The 17,280-nt window shown below is 66.8% G+C and carries 15 protein-coding genes; 5 read left to right on the top strand and 10 right to left on the bottom strand.

Annotated features, from left to right (window positions below; translation table 11 throughout):
- Window positions 1-19: 19 nt before the first annotated feature.
- Together H4F99_RS09890 and ttcA are read right to left on the bottom strand one after the other, a co-directional pair.
- Window positions 20-925, bottom strand: coding sequence for a recombination-associated protein RdgC (locus H4F99_RS09890; protein WP_182669571.1), 906 nt, complete (start codon window positions 923-925; stop codon window positions 20-22).
- 48 nt (window positions 926-973) lie between these two features.
- Window positions 974-1,876, bottom strand: a complete 903-nt coding sequence (gene ttcA, locus H4F99_RS09885) for a tRNA 2-thiocytidine(32) synthetase TtcA (RefSeq protein ID WP_182669570.1) — start codon at window positions 1,874-1,876, stop codon at window positions 974-976.
- Window positions 1,877-1,964: 88 nt separating this feature from the next.
- On the opposite strand from ttcA, the gene H4F99_RS09880 reads away from it, so the two are divergent.
- The gene (locus H4F99_RS09880) at window positions 1,965-2,183 is read left to right on the top strand and encodes a YdcH family protein (RefSeq protein WP_182669569.1); all 219 of its coding nucleotides are present in this window, start codon (window positions 1,965-1,967) and stop codon (window positions 2,181-2,183) included.
- A 14-nt stretch (window positions 2,184-2,197) separates the two neighbouring features.
- On the opposite strand, the gene H4F99_RS09875 is transcribed toward H4F99_RS09880, so the two are convergent.
- From H4F99_RS09875 to H4F99_RS09845, 7 genes are all read right to left on the bottom strand, one after another.
- Entirely contained in the window at window positions 2,198-4,309 is a 2,112-nt protein-coding gene (locus H4F99_RS09875; protein ID WP_182669568.1) for a peptidase domain-containing ABC transporter, read from the bottom strand.
- A 125-nt stretch (window positions 4,310-4,434) separates the two neighbouring features.
- A complete protein-coding gene (locus H4F99_RS09870; RefSeq protein WP_182669567.1) occupies window positions 4,435-4,587 on the bottom strand; it encodes a hypothetical protein in 153 nt (50 codons plus the stop codon).
- A 148-nt stretch (window positions 4,588-4,735) separates the two neighbouring features.
- Window positions 4,736-5,989, bottom strand: coding sequence for an HlyD family secretion protein (locus H4F99_RS09865; RefSeq protein ID WP_182669566.1), 1,254 nt, complete (start codon window positions 5,987-5,989; stop codon window positions 4,736-4,738).
- A gap of 132 nt (window positions 5,990-6,121) precedes the next feature.
- A complete protein-coding gene (locus tag H4F99_RS09860) occupies window positions 6,122-6,643 on the bottom strand; it encodes a CPBP family glutamic-type intramembrane protease (RefSeq protein ID WP_182669565.1) in 522 nt (173 codons plus the stop codon).
- 137 nt (window positions 6,644-6,780) lie between these two features.
- A complete protein-coding gene (locus tag H4F99_RS09855) occupies window positions 6,781-6,975 on the bottom strand; it encodes a hypothetical protein (RefSeq protein WP_182669564.1) in 195 nt (64 codons plus the stop codon).
- Between the two features lie 415 nt (window positions 6,976-7,390).
- Window positions 7,391-10,177 (bottom strand): glycerol-3-phosphate 1-O-acyltransferase PlsB, encoded by a 2,787-nt coding sequence (plsB, locus tag H4F99_RS09850; protein ID WP_182669563.1) that lies wholly within the window; start codon window positions 10,175-10,177, stop codon window positions 7,391-7,393.
- A gap of 35 nt (window positions 10,178-10,212) precedes the next feature.
- Window positions 10,213-11,136: a hypothetical protein gene (locus tag H4F99_RS09845; protein ID WP_182669562.1), complete on the bottom strand. Its 924-nt coding sequence runs from the start codon at window positions 11,134-11,136 to the stop codon at window positions 10,213-10,215.
- A 387-nt stretch (window positions 11,137-11,523) separates the two neighbouring features.
- On the opposite strand from H4F99_RS09845, the gene H4F99_RS09840 reads away from it, so the two are divergent.
- From H4F99_RS09840 to H4F99_RS09825, 4 genes are read left to right on the top strand one after another with little or no spacing between them, the layout of a single operon-like run.
- On the top strand, window positions 11,524-12,015 hold the full coding sequence (locus tag H4F99_RS09840) for a Csu type fimbrial protein (protein WP_182669561.1): 492 nt from the start codon (window positions 11,524-11,526) through the stop codon (window positions 12,013-12,015).
- Window positions 12,016-12,050: 35 nt separating this feature from the next.
- Window positions 12,051-12,797, top strand: a complete 747-nt coding sequence (locus tag H4F99_RS09835; protein ID WP_182669560.1) for a fimbrial biogenesis chaperone — start codon at window positions 12,051-12,053, stop codon at window positions 12,795-12,797.
- Entirely contained in the window at window positions 12,748-15,114 is a 2,367-nt protein-coding gene (locus H4F99_RS09830) for a fimbria/pilus outer membrane usher protein (protein ID WP_182669559.1), read from the top strand. The genes H4F99_RS09835 and H4F99_RS09830 overlap by 50 nt, the downstream gene beginning before the upstream one ends.
- Window positions 15,111-16,139, top strand: coding sequence for a Csu type fimbrial protein (locus H4F99_RS09825; protein WP_182669558.1), 1,029 nt, complete (start codon window positions 15,111-15,113; stop codon window positions 16,137-16,139). The genes H4F99_RS09830 and H4F99_RS09825 overlap by 4 nt, the downstream gene beginning before the upstream one ends.
- Window positions 16,140-16,318: 179 nt before the next feature.
- Here H4F99_RS09825 and H4F99_RS09820 read toward each other — a convergent pair whose 3' ends face one another.
- Complete coding sequence (locus H4F99_RS09820) at window positions 16,319-17,218, bottom strand: 5'-nucleotidase, lipoprotein e(P4) family (RefSeq protein WP_182669557.1); 900 nt, start codon at window positions 17,216-17,218, stop codon at window positions 16,319-16,321.
- Between the last annotated feature and the right edge of the window lie 62 nt (window positions 17,219-17,280).

Here is a 17,280-nt window from a genome sequence, read left to right as displayed (position 1 = left end):
TGTCAGGACGATGACGCGATCAGGCGTCGACGCGGCTGAGCTTGAGCGCCTGCTCCAGCACGGCGAACAACCGCTTGGTCTCGCCGGCCATCAGGATGAATCGCGCGTCGAGTTCCGCACGGATGTCCTCGGCCTCGGTGTGCTCGAGTTCGTCCACTGCACCGTCCAGCAGTTTGAACTTGCGGATGACCAGGTCCTCGCCGAGCACGAAGCTCACGTGGTCGTCGAGGTTGAGTGCGAGGCGGGTGACCTGCTTGCCCGATTCCAGGTGCTTGTTGATCTCGTCCGACTGCAGCTCCATGCGCTGCACCTTGACTACCGCGCCCTGATCGACCGGATCGCGCAGTTCGCATTCGTCGCCGAGCGACAGGCCTTCCGGCAGGGGTTCGCCCGCGACCCAGCCGGTGAGCACGCTCCGCGGGGCGACTTCGGCATTGAGCGGCAGCGCGGGGAAACTGCCCAGCGCACGGCGGATCTCGCTGACCACCGTCTCCGCATTCTTGCGGCTCGATGTGTCGACGACGACGATGCCGTGGCCCAGGTCGATCAGGGCATCGGTCCGGCTGGGCTTGATGAAGGCGCGCGGCAGCAGGTCGGTGATCAGTTCGTCCTTGATGCGCTTGCGGGTGCGGCCGCCGGGTTTGCGGCCCTCCTTCTGTTCGATCTCCGCCAGCTTCTTCGCCAGCATGTCGTTGACGACGCTGCCCGGCAGCAGCCGGTCTTCGCCACCGACCGTCAGCCACATCGCGTCGCCGGCGGTGTGGGACATCGCATCGGCATCACGGCCGAAAGGCGAGATGAACCCACGACTGGACAGTTCCAGCGGGCCGACCGGCTTCAGCTGGCATTCGTCGAGGCCGGCATCGAGGCCATCGAACTTGTGGGACGTGGGGAAGCGGAACAGCGTCAGGTTGCGAAAGAACATTCAGGGTCCAGGTGGTGTGTCGGAAGGCAGGGCCATCGCGGGTGCGGCTCAATCGTCGTCACGTGCGGACGGATCGGCATCCGCCCAGGCCCCGGCAGCGGACGGCAGGTCGCCGGCCGTTCGGCCGAGCGACAGGAAATCGAACAGCTTCGGGTCGCTGAGCTGCGACGGCCGGATGTCGGCCAGCGCGCGGGCGATGGTCTCGATGCGGCCCGGCGTCTCCGCCTCCCAGGCGGCCATCATCTTCTGCACCTGCTTGCGCTGCAGGTTCTCCTGCGAGCCGCACAGGTTGCAGGGAATGATCGGGAACCGGCGGAGGTCGGCGTAACGGGCGATGTCGGCCTCGCTGGCCAGCGCCAGCGGGCGGATCACCACGTGCTTGCCATTGTCGCTGAGCAGCTTGGGCGGCATGCCCGAGAGCTTGGCGTGGAAGAACAGGTTGAGGAAGAACGTGGCCACGAGGTCGTCGCGGTGGTGGCCCAGCGCGATCTTGTTGTAACCGTGCTCTTCGGCATACGTATACAGCGCGCCGCGTCGCAGGCGCGAACACAGCGAGCACATCGTCTTGCCTTCGGGCACGACGCGGCTGACCACCGAATAGGTGTCCTGCTCGATGATGTGATGGTCGACGCCGATCGAGCGCAGGTACTCCGGCAGGACGTGCTCCGGGAAATCCGGCTGCTTCTGGTCAAGGTTGACCGCGGTGATCGAGAACGATACCGGCGCCTTCTTCTGCAGCTGCAGCAGCACGTCCAGCATCGTGTAGCTGTCCTTGCCGCCCGACAGGCAGACCATCACCCGGTCGCCGTCCTCGATCATCCCGTAGTCGGCGATCGCGCGGCCGACCTGGTGGCGCAGGCGCTGCGCCAGCCGGCGGATGTCCCGTTCGGAATCACAGGGGTCGGCCTCGCGGCGCGAACGGGGTTCAAGCAGGGGCAGGACGGTACTCATGGACCGTGCATTCTACTGCAGGGACGCGACCTGCCCGCCTGCCGGCCTGCGTCATGACGGCATCCCGCCCCCGCGCTAAGCTCGGCCCATGTCCGAGGCCCAAGACCCCGCCGAGACCGCCCGCCGCCTCACCGAGTTGCGGCTGGAGCATCGCGACCTCGACGCGGCCATCGAACGCCTGGCGATCCTCCTTGACGGCGACGCCCACGACGACCTCGCCCTCAAGCGCATGAAGAAGCGCAAGCTCTGGCTGAAGGACTGCATCGCGCGACTGGAGAGCGCGATGATCCCGGACGAGCCGGCTTAGCGCACCCCCGTGGGTCAGGCCTCGATTTCGACCGCCTCCCCCGAGACATTCGACAAGGTGCCGGGTCGCAGCTCCTGCACGATCCTCCCCTGCTCCATGACCAGCACCCGGTCCGCGCTGTTGATGGTCTCCGGACGATGAGCAACGATCACCTTGGTCAGGCTGAGCTGCTTGACGGCGTCGTTGACCAGACGCTCCTTCATCACGTCCAGATGGCTGGTCGCCTCGTCCAGGAACAGGAGCTTGGGGTCACGATAGAGCGCGCGTGCAAGGATCACCCGCTGCTTCTGGCCGCCGGACAGCGAGCTCCCCATGTCACCGATCAGGCTGTGGTAGCCCATTGGCATGGACGCGATCTCATCGTGAACGGCCGCCAGGCGGGCCGCGGCCTCTACACGGGCCAGGTCGAAGTCGGGATCGAAGAAGCTGATGTTGTCGGCGATGCTCCCCGCGAACAACTGGTCGTCCTGCATCACCGCGCCCACGATGCTGCGGATGTTGTGCGGGCCGACCTTGTGGAGATCCAGCCCCCCGATTGAGATGCTGCCAGAAGTTGGCCTGAGCAGGCCCAGCATCAGCTTGACCAGGGTCGTCTTGCCGCACCCGGAGGCGCCGATGATGGCCAGCGACTCACCCGCCTCGACGGTGAAGCTGCAATCCTTCAGTACCCATGGCTCGCCATCGGCATAGCGGAATGACAGATTGTCGACCTGGATCCGGGCGGTCTCCGGTACCGCGACCTCGGGCAGGCGGTCGCCACCCTCCGGCTCGCTCAACACGATGTCGGCCAGTCGCTCGCCATGCAGCCTCAGCATGCGGAACTCGATCCACTTGTCGATCAACGCGCCCATGCGTCCTGCGAACTGGTCCTTATAGGCCAGGTAGGCGATCAGCATGCCGACCGAGAACACGTTCTGCAGTGCCAGCAGCGCGCCGATCCAGATCACCGCGATGCGCTCGATACCGAACACCAGCTGGCTGGCACTCGAGAAGCCCAGCCCCATGCGCGCCAGGCTGACATCCTTGTTGACGGTCTCGTTCATCAGGTTGTCGTAGGTGGAGCGGCGAAGTGACTCCTGACCCGCGATTTTCAGGCTCTGCATTCCGCGCAGCGATTCCAGCAGGTGGGTCTGCTGCTTCGCCGCCGCGACCAGCTGCTGCTCGGTGCGGTCGCGTATCGGCCGGTAGGCCACCGCTCGGATGCCCAGGTACAGCGCGACCGCCAGCAAGGTCACCAGCGCCAGCTTCCAGCTGTAGAGCAGCATCATGCCCAGCGTGACCACCGCCATCAGCCCGTCGATGATCGCCTCGACGAAACTGGTGGTCAGAGTCCGCTGGATGGCCTGCACCGACGACATCCGCGACGTGATGTCACCCAGATGACGCTTTTCGAAGAAGTCCAGCGGGAGCCGCAGCGCGTGGGCGAAGACGTTGCCCATCCACTGCAGGCCCAGTCGCGACGACAAATGCACCACCGACCAGCCGCGCAGCAGCCCGATCGCTACCTGCAGCAGCATCGCCAAGCCAAAGCCTAGGGCCAGCACCACCAAGAGGTCGCGGTCGGCCGACACCAGCACCTGATCGACCACCCACTGCATGAAGAATGGCGCCAGCACCACGAACACCTGCAGCGCCATGGACAGCAGCAGGATCTGTATCAGTGCGCGCCAGAGGCCAGTAACCCGGCCCGCCAGTTGACGGGCGCTCACCGCAGGCACCGCCTTCCGCGGCTTGAACTCTTCGGCAGGCGTTAGCTCAAGCGCGATACCGGTGAAACGATCGGAGACTTGCGACAGAGCCAGTATCCTCTTTCCTCTTGCGGGGTCGAGTATGGTGACTTTGCCCTTGCTTATCCGGGAAAGCACTACGAAGTGATTCAGATCCCAGTGCAGGATGCAGGGCAACTTAAGTTGCGCCAGCTCTTCCATATCGAGCCGAAGTGCCCGCGCGCTAAAACCCAGCTGTTGCGCAATTTGAATCAATTGGGTGAGCTTGGCGCCCTTCAGGGAGAGGGAGAAACGACGACGCATCGCCGCCAGGTCGATAGGCAGACCATGCGCAGCAGCCACCATCGAAAGGGACGCCAACCCGCATTCCGCAGCTTCGGACTGGATGATTGCTCTCATACCTCGAGCGCACTCACGGCGTTACCAAAGAAGGATCTGCGATGCGCAGTCGTGAAGTACCCACTCATCTGATGCCTTCTTGCGCACAACAGTTGTGCCATCAAGCCTACAAATCTTCCTTTCACTTAAGGCTTCATCCGCTCTTGACGCAACGCGCCTTCCCGCTCCTGAATTGAGTTATCACGCTCAGCCATCCTTGTTCCTATATACAAGCCAAGAACCAGCACGCCAACTATACTTGCGGCTATCGCGTACATAATTTTTTCATTGATCTTCATGGTTAGTTCTTAAATTCCCAAATCAGCAGAATATTAGTACTATTTCTCTATAGTTCGATTATCTCGCTCTACCATCTTTTCCCTTAGTTGCGCAGCAGCGCCAATCGAAGGAACAACCTGCAGGTTCCTGCTTCGCCCCACGCTGCAGTCATCTGTCGAACACAGTTCCTTGAATCGAATACAGCGGTTCCAGCACCCATTCGATCAGGGTGCGGCGCTCGCCGAGCACGTCGGCCTCGAGCAGCATTCCCGGTTTCAGCGGCTCGGGTTTGCCGTACGCGGTGATGGCCTGGCGGTCCAGGGTCACGTTGATGCGGTAATGGGGTTCACCACCGGCCCCGCCGTTCCCATCGGCGGTGGCCATGGTGCTGCGGCTGACGCGCGACACCTGGCCGGGCTGGTGGCCGAACTTCTGGTAGGGGTAGGCCTCGTAGCGCAGCAGCACGGCATCGCCGGGCTCGATGAAGCCGATCGCGCGGCTGGGCACGAACAGCTCGGCTTCGAGCGTCCCGTCGCCGGGTAGCACGGTCATCAGTACTTCGCCGGCCTGTACGGCCTGCCCGGGTTTGAGCATCTGGGTGGCCACAACGCCGCTAACGGGGGCGACGATCGCCAGTTCGCCGCGTGCGAGGGTCTCGACCTGCTCCTGCTCCAGCAAGGCGAGGTCGCGCGCGAAACCGGCATCCTGAGCGTCACGCTGGCCGGGCAGCTCGCTGATGGCCTGCTCCAGCTGGGCAATCAAACGACGTGTGGCGGTGGCCTGGCGTTGCAGTGCCTGCATATCGCCAACCTGGGCCAGCGCGGCTGACTCCTGCTGTTTGATCTGCAGCAGGCTGACATAGCGTTCGTCTTCCAGCTCCCGCAGCCGCCCCAAGGTTTCCTCGGCGATACGAATCTGCTCGCGACGGGTGGCGATTCCGGTTGCGACCTGGGCCAACTCGTGGCGAGCCGCCCCCAGCTGGCCGGAGAGGCCGGCGGCCTGTGCATCCAACAACCGCTGCTGGGCCGTGCGCGCATCCTTCAGTCCAGTAACACGGCGCTGCAGTCGGCTTTCCAAGGCGGCTAGAGTGTCGCCGCCGGTGACCGTAGCCCGCGGCACGGTGACCACGGCGAGCGTCTCGCCAGCTTCTACACGACCGCCTTCGGGTGTGTCCATCCGCGTCACGATCCCGGTCGCGGGCGCCAGCACCGACGCCATGCCCTTCACCGGCACCAGTTGGCCGACGACGCGGGCACGTCGCGTGTAGGTACCGAAAACGAGGAACAGCACGATGGCCAGCGCGGCAAAGCCGGCGAGCGCAGTCAGGATCCAAAGCCGCAGCGGCTGAGCGAGGGAGATGCCGCCCAGCCAACTGGCGCGGCGCGCTTGCATGACTTCGGGTCGGAAGAGGGGTTGCGTCATCGTCCTTGACCATGCCGACCCATCCATAGGATCGCGCTTCTCTACTGAAAGCAATGCTAAGCGGCGCGCTCCGGAAGCGTCAACGAAGAATACCGGGTGTGCACTCGCTGAGCCTTCGAAAGAGCCTGATGCCTACCCCAGATGCCAGGCAAGGATTCCAAGGTTGCATAGGCCGTGGGCGACAGCCCTCTGTCCGCTCGTGAAACCACGAAACGCAGCGATGCAGAAGACGACTGACGCCAGGAACGACCAAACCATCGCCTTTTCGTGGGCGATTGCAAACAGCGAAGAGACCAGCAGCGTGGAGGCAACCGGTCCGAGGCTGACAAGTCCCCTGAGCATAAGGAACCGCACAAGCTTTTCTTCGTATAGCGGCGCAACGACCCCAACGCCCACCAGAAGATGGACGAGATCAGTGCCGGACAAAGGACCGGCCGGGTCGAAACTGGCTTGCTCGTTATGAGAAGGTGAGAGAGAGAAGACCCAACCGGATACCAGTGCTGAGCCGAGCACAAGCATGGCCACTACTGATCGAAGGCTCCACTTTCTTCCCCCTCTTTCCGGAAACGCGCCGTACAGTGCGATAACAAGAACAAGCTCGACCAGCACCTTGGCGAAAGGGAAGCCCAGGAGCGACAGCAGCCTGATCGACACGCTCCCGATCAGGAGTATTCCTATACTCGCTGCGAAAAGAACAGCCGGCTCGCTCGGCTGATTCCAATGCCTGGAACTCATGCTCATCCTTCGCGCGAAGATCGGCGCCGCGTTCACGGCGCCGATTCGACGGTCGGTCAGATCAACCTCAACCCCAAACCGATCAGCCCGAGTCCACTGAAGGGCGCAATCTTCGAATACTGCTTCGCCAGGTCACCGAAGTCCGACAGTGTCCCGTTACAACCCACCTTGTCCGTAGACACCTCGCACTCTATGTCGCCTGCGGCGCCTCCACATACGGCCAAGGATTGCGTCATGGTCAGCTCCTTCATCTTGCCTCTCCTTTGTTGTTTGTAAACACAATGACAACACCGATCGGATGATCGGCAACTCGCTGTTCTCGACCCGCTCCGTGGAGGTGGATCGAACACAGATTCGCGATGGGACGCTCCGCAAATGGAGAGAAAGCCCTTGGAAAATCCGCATGCATGGGCCACGTCGGCAGAGCGGACGCGCGAAGACCCCTCAGAGACATCAACTTACGGGGCGTCCGGAATGTGGTGGCGGCAGCGTAGTTCATCGTCCTTGACTTTCGAGCCCGTCCATTAGGCAGTGGAGACATGGCTCCGTTGCGTCGAATCTATGCGAGGCGATTTCCCCGAGTCAAACGCTGCCCTGTCACATCAAGCAGGGAGATCCGGTCCGGGGATTCACGTCATGTGTTCTGAAACGCGGAGCGTTCGAGGCTCATTGCCCACCTCCATCGCTAACTTTACGGTCCCCTTCCGACGGCACCATCTCCGGACTGATCTTCTCGATGGTGTGGCGCAGTTCGCGGCCGAGGATGAACTTGGCGTCGCGCGCCCAGCCTTCGAGGCGTTCGTCGAAGGCGAGCTTGCCGTTCTCGTCGGTCCAGACGAGACCCAGGTCGCGCAGTTTCTGGATGAAGCCGCGGAACAAGGTCTTGTCGAAGAACTCCGGCGCGGCCGGGGCGTACAGCAGGCTGAGGCGCTGCGCGGCGAGCTGGCACAGGCTTTCCAACTGCGCGGCGGTCAGCGTGCCGGCACCGTTCTTGGCCAGCACCGAGGTGGTGATGTAGTAGCGTTCAAAGGCCTGCTGCAGCGAGTGGCCGATCGCACGCAGGCGGAACACTTCGTCGGTCTGCCCGGCATTGCGCGCGAGGATGCCGCCATCGTCCTCGCTCACCTGTTCGAGCAGGCCTTCGCGGATGAACACCTCGATGGTGCGCTCGATGCGCTGGGCGAACGCGTCCTCGGTCCAGGGCAGGAACAGCTCGGCCTGCAGGAAGGGGTACACGCTGCGGCCCAGGCGCACGAGTCGCTGGCGGCTCATGCGGCGGTTGTGCTGGAAGCAGCAGGCCAGCCACGAGGCGGCGGTGAACAGGTGCAGCACGTTGTTGCGGAAATAGCTCAGCAGCACTGCGTTGTCGCCGGTCACGCCGAGCACGTCGCCGAGCGGATGGGCCACGCGCGCGAGCACGTTGATCTCTTCGCCATGGGCGACGATCTGCTCGGGCGTGTGCGGGGTGACGGTGACGCGCTCGCCATAGGGCACTTCGTCGAGCAGGGTCTTCGACAGGGCGATCTGCGCGAGCAGGTCGCTCTCGCTCATCGCGTGCTTGGGCGTGGAGAGCAGGGCCATCGCCAGCAGGTTGATCGGATTGACGTCGGCGGCGCGATTGACGTTGACCTGGATGGACTGGGCGAGCACGTCGACGGTGGTCGACAGCCACGCGGGCTTCTCGTCCTCGCCGACGGCCTCGCCGTTCCATTCCGGTGCGTGCTCGGCGAGCACGTCATTGAGGCGGATCGGCTCGCCGAAGTTCACCACCACCTGGCCGTAGTTGCTGCGCAACACCTTCGGGATGCCGCCCAGCAGTTGCCAGATCGACTCCTTTTCCTTCGGCTTGCCGGTGAGCTCGTCGAGGTAGCTGTTGCCTTCCATCAGCTTCTCGTAACCGATGTAGACCGGCTGGAACAGCACCGGGCGCGTCGGGCGGCGCAGGTAACCGCGCAGCACCATCGAGATCATGCCGCCCTTGGGCTGGAGCAGGCGGCCGGTGCGGGAACGTCCACCTTCCACGAAGCATTCGATCGAGTAGCCGCCCGACACCAGTTGCGCGACGTATTCGGACAGCACCGCCGAGTACAGCGCGCTGCCGCGGATGCTGCGGCGGATGAAGAACGCACCGCCCTTGCGCAGGATGCTGCCGACCACCGGCAGGTTGAGGTTGACGCCGGCGACGATGTGCGGCGGCACGATGCCCTTGGTGTACAGCAGGTAGCTCAGCAGCAGGTAGTCCATGTGGCTGCGGTGGCTGGGCACGTAGACGACTTCGTGCCCCGGCGCGTCCTGCTTGAGCTTCTCCAGGTGGTGGACCAGCACGCCGCGGTAGATGCGGTTCCACACCGGCGCGAGGATGAAACTGGCCGAACGCACCAACGGATGCGAGTAATCGGCAGCGATCTCGTAGGCGTAGGCATGGGCCTTCCGCCAGGCATCCGCGAGCGAGGTCTTGTCGCGTCGGGCCTGGTCGGCGATGGCGTCCTTGACGGACTCGCTGGCCAGCACGCGGTCGATCAGCAGCCGGCGCGTCGAGAGGTCGGGGCCGATGATGGCGGTGCGGATGCGGCGGAAATGCGCGCGCAGCACGCGGGACAGCTTGCGGACCGCACGTTCCGGGCCGATTGCTTCGTCGGCCACTTCGCGCAGCGATACCGGCGGTGCGAAACGGACCAGGGTGTCGCGGCCGTTCAGCAGGATCGCGAGCAGGCGGCGGAAACGCCCGACCAGCGCCCAGTTCTCCGAGAACAGCACCGAGAACCAGCCGCTGTCCTTGTCCGGCGCACGCCCGACGAAGATCGACACCGGCACGAGTTGCACGTCGAGCGCCGGGTCCTCGCGGTGGGCATCGAGCAGGCGCGCCAGCGATTCGGAATGGCTGCTCGCCTTCTTCGGCGGCGCGCCAAGCGGCGACAGGGTCGCGTTGCGGCGGGACAGGGCGACATAGGCGCGCTTGCGTCCCAGTGGATCGCCGGGCAACGGTTGCAGCGGGGGCGGCAGGCCCGCCTGTTCGCAGGCGCGGTCGAGGATCAGCGCGTTCGACAGGCCGTAGTCCTCGAGCACGTAGCAGACGGGGCGGCCGCGGCCATCTGCGTGTGAGGCGGGATCTTCCGGCTCGATCGTGATCGCGACCCAGGGCGACAGCACCCAGCCCAGCAGCCGGGCCCACCACGGACGTCTGCGTGGCGTTTCGGGGCCCGCGGGCTGCGACGGCCGCCGATCCTCGCCCCCCTGCGGCGGCGATCCGGCGCCGGACGCATCCTCGGGAAACAGCGACGGCGTAGCGGGCGGAGCCGCCTCCTGCCGCACGCCATCCGGCGCTGCTTCGGTGGCCTCGCCGGCGGCCGCACGTTCAAGCCCGTTGGCTTCAATGTCGGCATCGGGGCGGGACCCGTCAGGGCGGGGTTCGTCGGGGAACAGCAGGGGCGTCTGTTTCGGCATCGCGGCCATTATGCCTGTCGTGGCCAGACCGCACGGCGATGCCTTCAGTCGGCGGGCGGGGCCACGCTTTCCCCCTCCACCGGCGCCCCTGCCGGCCCGTCGGCGGGCGTGGCGGGCAGGCCGGCTTCCAGGCGGGCGTGGCGCAGCAGGTCGCTGAGGTACCACGCGTCGCCATGCCGCTCCACCGGCAGGATCGCATCGATATCGCGACCGGCAAGCCGGTAGCGGACGCGTACCCGGGCGGTGTCGCCCGTCTGGTCGACCAGCGTGGCCTGGACGCTGTCCAGCGCCGCGTCGAGATCCAGTCCGTACTCGGCCATCACGCGTTTCAGGCGCGCGCTGAAGCGGGCGAAACGCGCCAGGCCGTCGTCCATCCCGGCGGCGGCAAACGCCTCGGGGCTGTCCAGCCCACTGAGGCGGGCGCCGGCGATCAGTTGCCGCAGGGCGGGGCGCGCGCGCTTGGCGTCGTGGAGCGGCGCCTGCTGGCCCCATCCGCTCACCGCCTGGACGAGCTGGACCAGATGGTCTCGCTCCGATTCGCTGTATTCGGGTTCGTTGGCGATGTACTGGGCCGCGAACAATCCCAGTGCCGAAGCGCTGGCGGCGAGTTCGCGCCGCGCGCCCGCGAACTGCCGGTTGTAGCTGGCCATGAGGGTCTTCTCGGCGTCCGGGGCCGATAGTGCCGCCAGCATCGCCGGCATCTGGGCATCGAGCGGCAGCTCGGTCAGGGGCCATCGGGTGCGGCCTTCGCGCCAGGCCGCGTCCAGGCGGGCATGCAGGTCGGGAGGGACCGCGTGCCGCGCATAGGCGGCCAGGTCGTCGCTGCGGAGGTCCGCGACCAGTACTGTCACGGCGTCCGCCGGTTTCGTCGGCGCGGCCTCGACCGGATCCGGAGCGGGCGCCTCCGTGCACGCCGCCAGCAGGAGCGCGCCCAGGGCGCCCAGCCAGACAGCACGGATCAGGGTCATGACTCGGGGCATTCGGGAGGGCCTGTCGGGTCCACGTTCATCTTGGCGCGGCCTGGCGACAGGCACAAGCCACCGCTAAGCAACCGGTTTTCTTGACAAAAATGAACACGCGGAACGCAACCCCACGCGCATGAACAGGGGCTGGGAAGTGACCCACCGCGTCACTTCATGACCGCCGTCACGGCGCTGAGCGGCGTCTCCGGGTCAAGGCGACGGCCATTGGACTTTCGTTGCATGCGTTGGCGTACGGCAAAGGCTGTTTGTGACGGGGTTCGCATTTGTTGGCACGGATCCTGCGATTACCCCGGTGAAGCCGTCACGCGAGCTTCACGCCGCTGTACGGCGCCCGACCTCAACGCATTCCTCGATTACGTATTGGAGCTCCTCATGAACATGTCCCGCACCCTGCTTGCCGCCGCCCTGCTCGGCCTGTTCGCCGCCCCGGCGACCGCTGCCGACGACAGCACCACCTTCAACGTGAAGATCACCATCACCAGCACCTGCGACATCAAGACCGTGGCCGCCACCGACGTGAACTTCGGTTCCGTTGCTTCCACGGCGACGAACGTCGACCAGCAGGGCACCCTGACCGTCAACTGCACCAGCGGCACGCCCTACAACATCGGCCTCGGCTTCGGCCAGAACGGCACCGATGCGGCCTCCCGCAAGATGAAGAGTGGCGCGAACCTGGTGCCCTACCAGCTGTACAAGGCCGCCGCACGCGGCGCGAGCGACGTGTGGGACAACACCGGCACCGGCCGCCTGGCGGGCACCGGCACCGGCGCCGCGCAGACCGTCAACGTGTTCGGTCGGGTGCCCTCGGCCAACTTTCCCGCTGGTGCTTACAACGACGTGGTGACCGCGACGGTAACCTACTGATCCGACCGCACCCGGAGCTGCAGACGATGCCGATCATGCCCGCCCGACCGTTCGCCCGATGCTGCCGCTTGGCGGCGCTGGCGGTGGCTTGCGCGCTGGCCCCGGCGTTCGCCTCCGCCAGCGGCCTGCAGGTGTCGCCCACGTCGTTGACCCTGCAGGCCGAACAGGCGGCCGATGGCCTGTGGCTGAGCAATTCCGGGGACGCGCCCCTCCAGGCGCAGGTCCGGGTCTATGCCTGGACCCAGGTGGACGGCGAGGACACGCTCGAGCCCGCACAGGCCATCGCGATCAGCCCGCCGATGGTGTCCATCCCGGTCGGCGGCCGTCAGCTGGTCCGGGTGATCCGCACCGGCGCACCGGCCATCGACCGGGAGCTGGCGTTCCGCGTGGTCGTCGACGAACTGCCCTTGCCGGATGGAGAACGCGACCCGGGCCTGCAGTTCGTGCTGCGCTACTCGGTGCCGGTGTTCCTGGCGCCGGAGGGAGAGATCGCGCCGGACCTGGAGGCGCGGCTGTCCCGATACGACGGACGGCCCGCCCTGGACGTCGTCAACGACGGGCGCATGCATGCGCAACTCGCGGATCTGGACTACGTGGACGGCAACGGCCAACGCCACCGCCTGAAGCCCGGCCTGATCGGCTATGTACTGCCGGGCCAGCGCATGCGCTGGCCACTGGACGCACCCGCGGGCCTCCTGGAGTCTCCGGGCGGCCACTTCGAAGCAAGGATCAATGGTGAGCCCGAGGCCCGCGCATTGCCGTCGTCGGCACCGGCTCGCTGAGGCGCTGCTGCTGGCGCTCCTGGTCCCGACCGCACTCGCGAACGCCCAGGCCCCGCAGGACACCGCCCAGCAGGACGCCCTACCGCTGTACCTCGAAGTTCGCCTGAACCAGGCGCGCTCCGGCCTCCTGTTGCCGTTCACCCTGCATGACGGCCGCCTCTCCGCCAGCGTGGCCACGCTGCGCCAGGCCGGTTTCTCCCTGCCCGGGCGCGATGCGGCGGATACGGTGGCGCTGGATGCGATTCCCGGCGTCGAGTATGCGTACGACGCCACCGAACAACGCGTCGCCATCGATGCCCCGCTGACGGCGCTGGCGCTTGAAACCACCCTGGCCAATGCCACGGCCGAAGACATCCCCCGGGCGACGCGCTCCACCGGCCTCCTGCTCAACTACGACCTCTACGCAAGCCACGACGACAGCGGCCAGAACGCCTCCGCGTTCGCCGAGCTGCGCCTGACGACCGCGGCCGGTGTGTTCACCCAGACCGCGGTGAGCCGCGCGTTCCGGCGCGACCAGGACCCCCGCGACGACTGGCGTGGCGACTCGGTCCGGCTCGACACCCAGTGGCGATGGTCGGATCCCGGTTCCATGCTCAGCGTCACCGCGGGCGACACCATCAGCGGCGGGCTCGGTTGGACGCGTCCGGTCCGCCTGGGCGGCGTCAGCATCGCCCGCGACTTCAGCCTCCAACCCTACCGGGTGACCACGCCCCTGCCCGCTTTCGTCGGCGATGCGGCCGTGCCGTCCTCGGTCGAGCTATACGTGGACGGCATTCGCCAGTACAGCGGCGAGGTGCCGGTGGGGCCGTTCCAGGTCAATGCAATGCCGGGGATTTCCGGCGCGGGCGTCGCACAGATGGTCGTGACCGATGCCTACGGCGCGACCCGCAGCATCGACTTCCCCTTCTACGCCGCACGGAACCTGCTGGCCGACGGCCTGACCGACTGGAGCGTCGACCTGGGCCTGGTCCGCGACGACTACGGCCTGCGCTCCTTTGCCTATCACGACGAGCCGGTGGCCAGCGCCGGCCTGCGCCATGGCGCCAGCGACAGCCTGACCCTGGAAGCCCACGCGGAAGCCGGCGGTGGCCTGACCAACGCCGGCGGCGGCGCGTACTGGGCCCTCGGCCAGTTCGGCGTGGTGAACGCATCCGCGGCACACGGACGCGCGAACGGCGACGCAGGCTGGCAGGTGGGCCTCGGCTACCAGTGGAGCAACCGCAGCTTCAACGCCTCCATCGACAGCCTGCGCACGCACGGCGAGTACCGCGACATCGCATCGCTGTACGACGAGCGGCCGCCGTCAGTCAGCGACCGCGCGCTGCTGGGCTGGTCGCATGGCGTCGCCGGCAGTTTCAGCCTCAGCTACGTCCGCCTCGCGTACCCGGAGCAGCAGTCGGATGCGCGGTATGCGAGTGCGAACTGGTCGCGCAACCTCGGGCGGCGCTGGTACCTGAGCGTGTCGGCGAACCAGAACCTGGACGACAGCGGCGACCGCAGCGTGTTCGTCGGCGCGACGTACAGCTTCGAGGCTCGCGGCACCGCGACCGCGTCCTACCAGCGCAACGGCGACCGCCGCGACCTCGCCATCGACATGACCCGGCCCGTGCCGGGCGACGGTGGACATGGCTGGCGGGCACAGCTCCGCCACAACGACGAGGGCAGCACCGGCCTCGCCGAACTCGGATGGCTGGGGCAGGCCGGACGGCTGGACCTGGGGGTGGCGAGGCTGGCCTCGGGCGACCAGGCCTACGGTCGCGCGAGCGGCGGCCTGGTCCTCATGGGCGGCCACCTGTTCGCCTCCCGCTACGTCGACGACGCGTTCGCGGTGGTCTCCACCGGCCTTCCCGACGTGCCCGTGCAACTGGAAAACCGTGCCATCGGCCGGACCGACGCCAACGGCATGATGCTGGTCACCCGGCTCAACGCCTGGCAACGGAACACGCTGGCGATCGACCCGATGTCGCTTCCCGCCGACGTGCGCCTGCCGGACATCTCCGAACAGGTGACGCCCGCCGACCGCGGCGGCGCCCTGGTCGAGTTCCGGATGACGCGCGTCCGCAGTGCCCTGCTGGTGCTGCGGGATGCCGCTGGCGAACCGCTTCCGCTGGGCGCCCGCGTGCGCCTGCGCGGCAGCGACCAGACCGCCATCGTCGGCTACGACGGCGAAACCTATGTGGAAGGCCTGGATGCGGTAAACGTGCTCGATGTCGCGTCCCCGGCGGGCACCTGCCACGTGCGATTCGAACACCCGGGGGTCCCGGGGGACATCCCGCGGCTCGGCCCCCTGACCTGTTCGACCGAGGAACCCCGATGAACCTGCTGAAACGCCTGTGGTCGAAAACCCCCCGCTTGCTGGTGCTGGGGCTGATCGTCCTGCTTTCGCAACTGTGGCTGGTCTCCAGCGCGAAGGCGGCGACGACCTGCAGCGCGACCGCCACCAACATGGCGTTCGGCAACGTCGCTTCCGCCGGCAATACCGACTCCGATGCCACCATCACGGTCACCTGCACCACGAATGCCCTGTTCGTGGCCAGCTATGTGTCCGCCTGCCTGGACATCGGCATCGGCAGCGGGGGCAGCAGCGCGGGTCGCCGGATGTTGAACGGGTATTCCGACGGCCTCGCCTTCGAGTTCTACGAGGACGGCAGCCGCAGCCGGGCGTGGGGCGGATCGGCCTACATGCCGCCCGCGTACCAGGCCCAGTTCGCCTACGGCGTCTACTTCGGGGGCAGCTACACCCGGACGTTCACCCTGTACGGCCGCATCCCCGCCCAGAGCGGCCTTGCCTCCGGCAACTACCAGAGCACGTTCAGCGCCGGCCACGCGCGCCTGTCGTACCGGTACAACGAGGTCAGCCTGTTCACGGGCGGCGGCACCTATCCCGCATCCTGCACCGCCGGCGGCGACGGGGGCGGTACCAGCGGCAGCTTCCCGTTCACCGCGACCGCGAACGTGCCCGACCGGTGCGAGCTGGGCATCGCCAGCGACCTGGATTTCGGCAACGTCCCCGGACTCATCGCCTCCAACCGCGACCAGAGCTCCAGCATCAGCCTGACCTGCACGCGCCGCACTCCCTGGCAGCTCGGCCTCAACGATGGCCTGCATGCGAACGGCACGCAGCGTCGCATGCGCAGCGGCAGCGGGCAGTTCGTACGCTACGAGCTCTACCGGAACGCCGCCCGCAGCCAGCGCTGGGGCAGGACCCTGAACCTCGACACCGAACTGGGCACCGGAAGCGGAACGGCGCAGTCGATCACCGTCTACGGCCGCGTGCCGGCGCCCCAGAGCGTGCCCGCCGGCAGCTACAGCGACACCATCGTGGTCACGGTGACGTACTAGACGTCCGGTCGCCGGTAGCGCGCAAAGAAAAAGGAGGCCGGAGCCTCCTCTCAAATCCGGCCGGAGCCGGATGACGTCAGTTTGGACATGGCGCCGGCCCTCGGGCCGGACGAGGACAGCCTAGCCGCCCCGGCCATCTTATGCAATCACTTGATGAAGCGACTGCAAGCCATTGATTTTCATCGCGCATCATCGAGCGCTGCGCGCTTGGCGCGGCGGCGCTCGGCGGCCGGCTGGCCCCAGTCGTTGTTGAACACGGCCGGCTCCCACGAGCCGTAGGTCGGGTTGGGCAGCATCCACCAGCGCTCGCCGAACCAGTCGCCGTATTCGTCGAGCAGGGCGGCGCGGCCCGACGGCGAGTTGTCGCTGATCTCGACGAAGTCGCCCAGCTGGTCGCCGAACTGCATCAGCACGCGGTACTCGCGGCCGGCGAGCTGGCGGCGGCAGGCCTTCTCGCTGCCGTTCTGCTCGCAGCCCTCGACATGGGTGCCGAGGCCGAGGAACACGCTTTCATCCGCCACCGGCAGGCCGACGGCGCGCAGGTTGGCCAGTGTCGCCTCCTGCAGGTGCTCGGCGCGGTTGGACAGGTAGATCACCGTCACGCCCTTGGCCGCGGCCGCACGCGCGAAGTCGACCACGCCCGGCACCGCCTCGGCCTGCTTCTCGGCCACCCAGGCGGCCCAGCTCACTTCGTCGTAGCTCGCGCCGTCGCGCACCAGGCGCGCCTGGTAGGGCGCGTTGTCGAGGACGGTCTCGTCGACGTCCATGATCACGGCGGGCTTGAGTCCGGTGCCTGCGTTGGCGCGCTCTTCGGGGACCAGCGCATCCCAGTGCGCCTCGGCCAGGGCGGCATCCAGGTGGTCGGCGGCGGCCTTGTAGGTCTGCGTGGTGAGCGCCCGGTATTCGGCCGAGGCCTGCACCCACAGCACCGCATTGAGGTTGTCGTCGGCCGGTGCGTCCACGGCGCCCGCAGGCGCGGACTGCGAGGGCGGCGCGACCGGCGCCGGCGCGCGCTGGCAGGCGGCAAGGACGAGGAGGCTGGCGAGGAGGCCGGTCGTGGCCAGGGCGTGCTTCGACATGGAACATCCGGGATCGGGAATGCCCCCGAGTGTAGCCGCCGATCCCGACGACAACGTTTCGA

The organism is Marilutibacter penaei (assembly GCF_014145395.1).
In the GTDB taxonomy this organism is placed as follows: Bacteria; Pseudomonadota; Gammaproteobacteria; order Xanthomonadales; family Xanthomonadaceae; genus Marilutibacter; species Marilutibacter penaei.
This window is presented reverse-complemented; position numbering and strand designations above follow the sequence as displayed.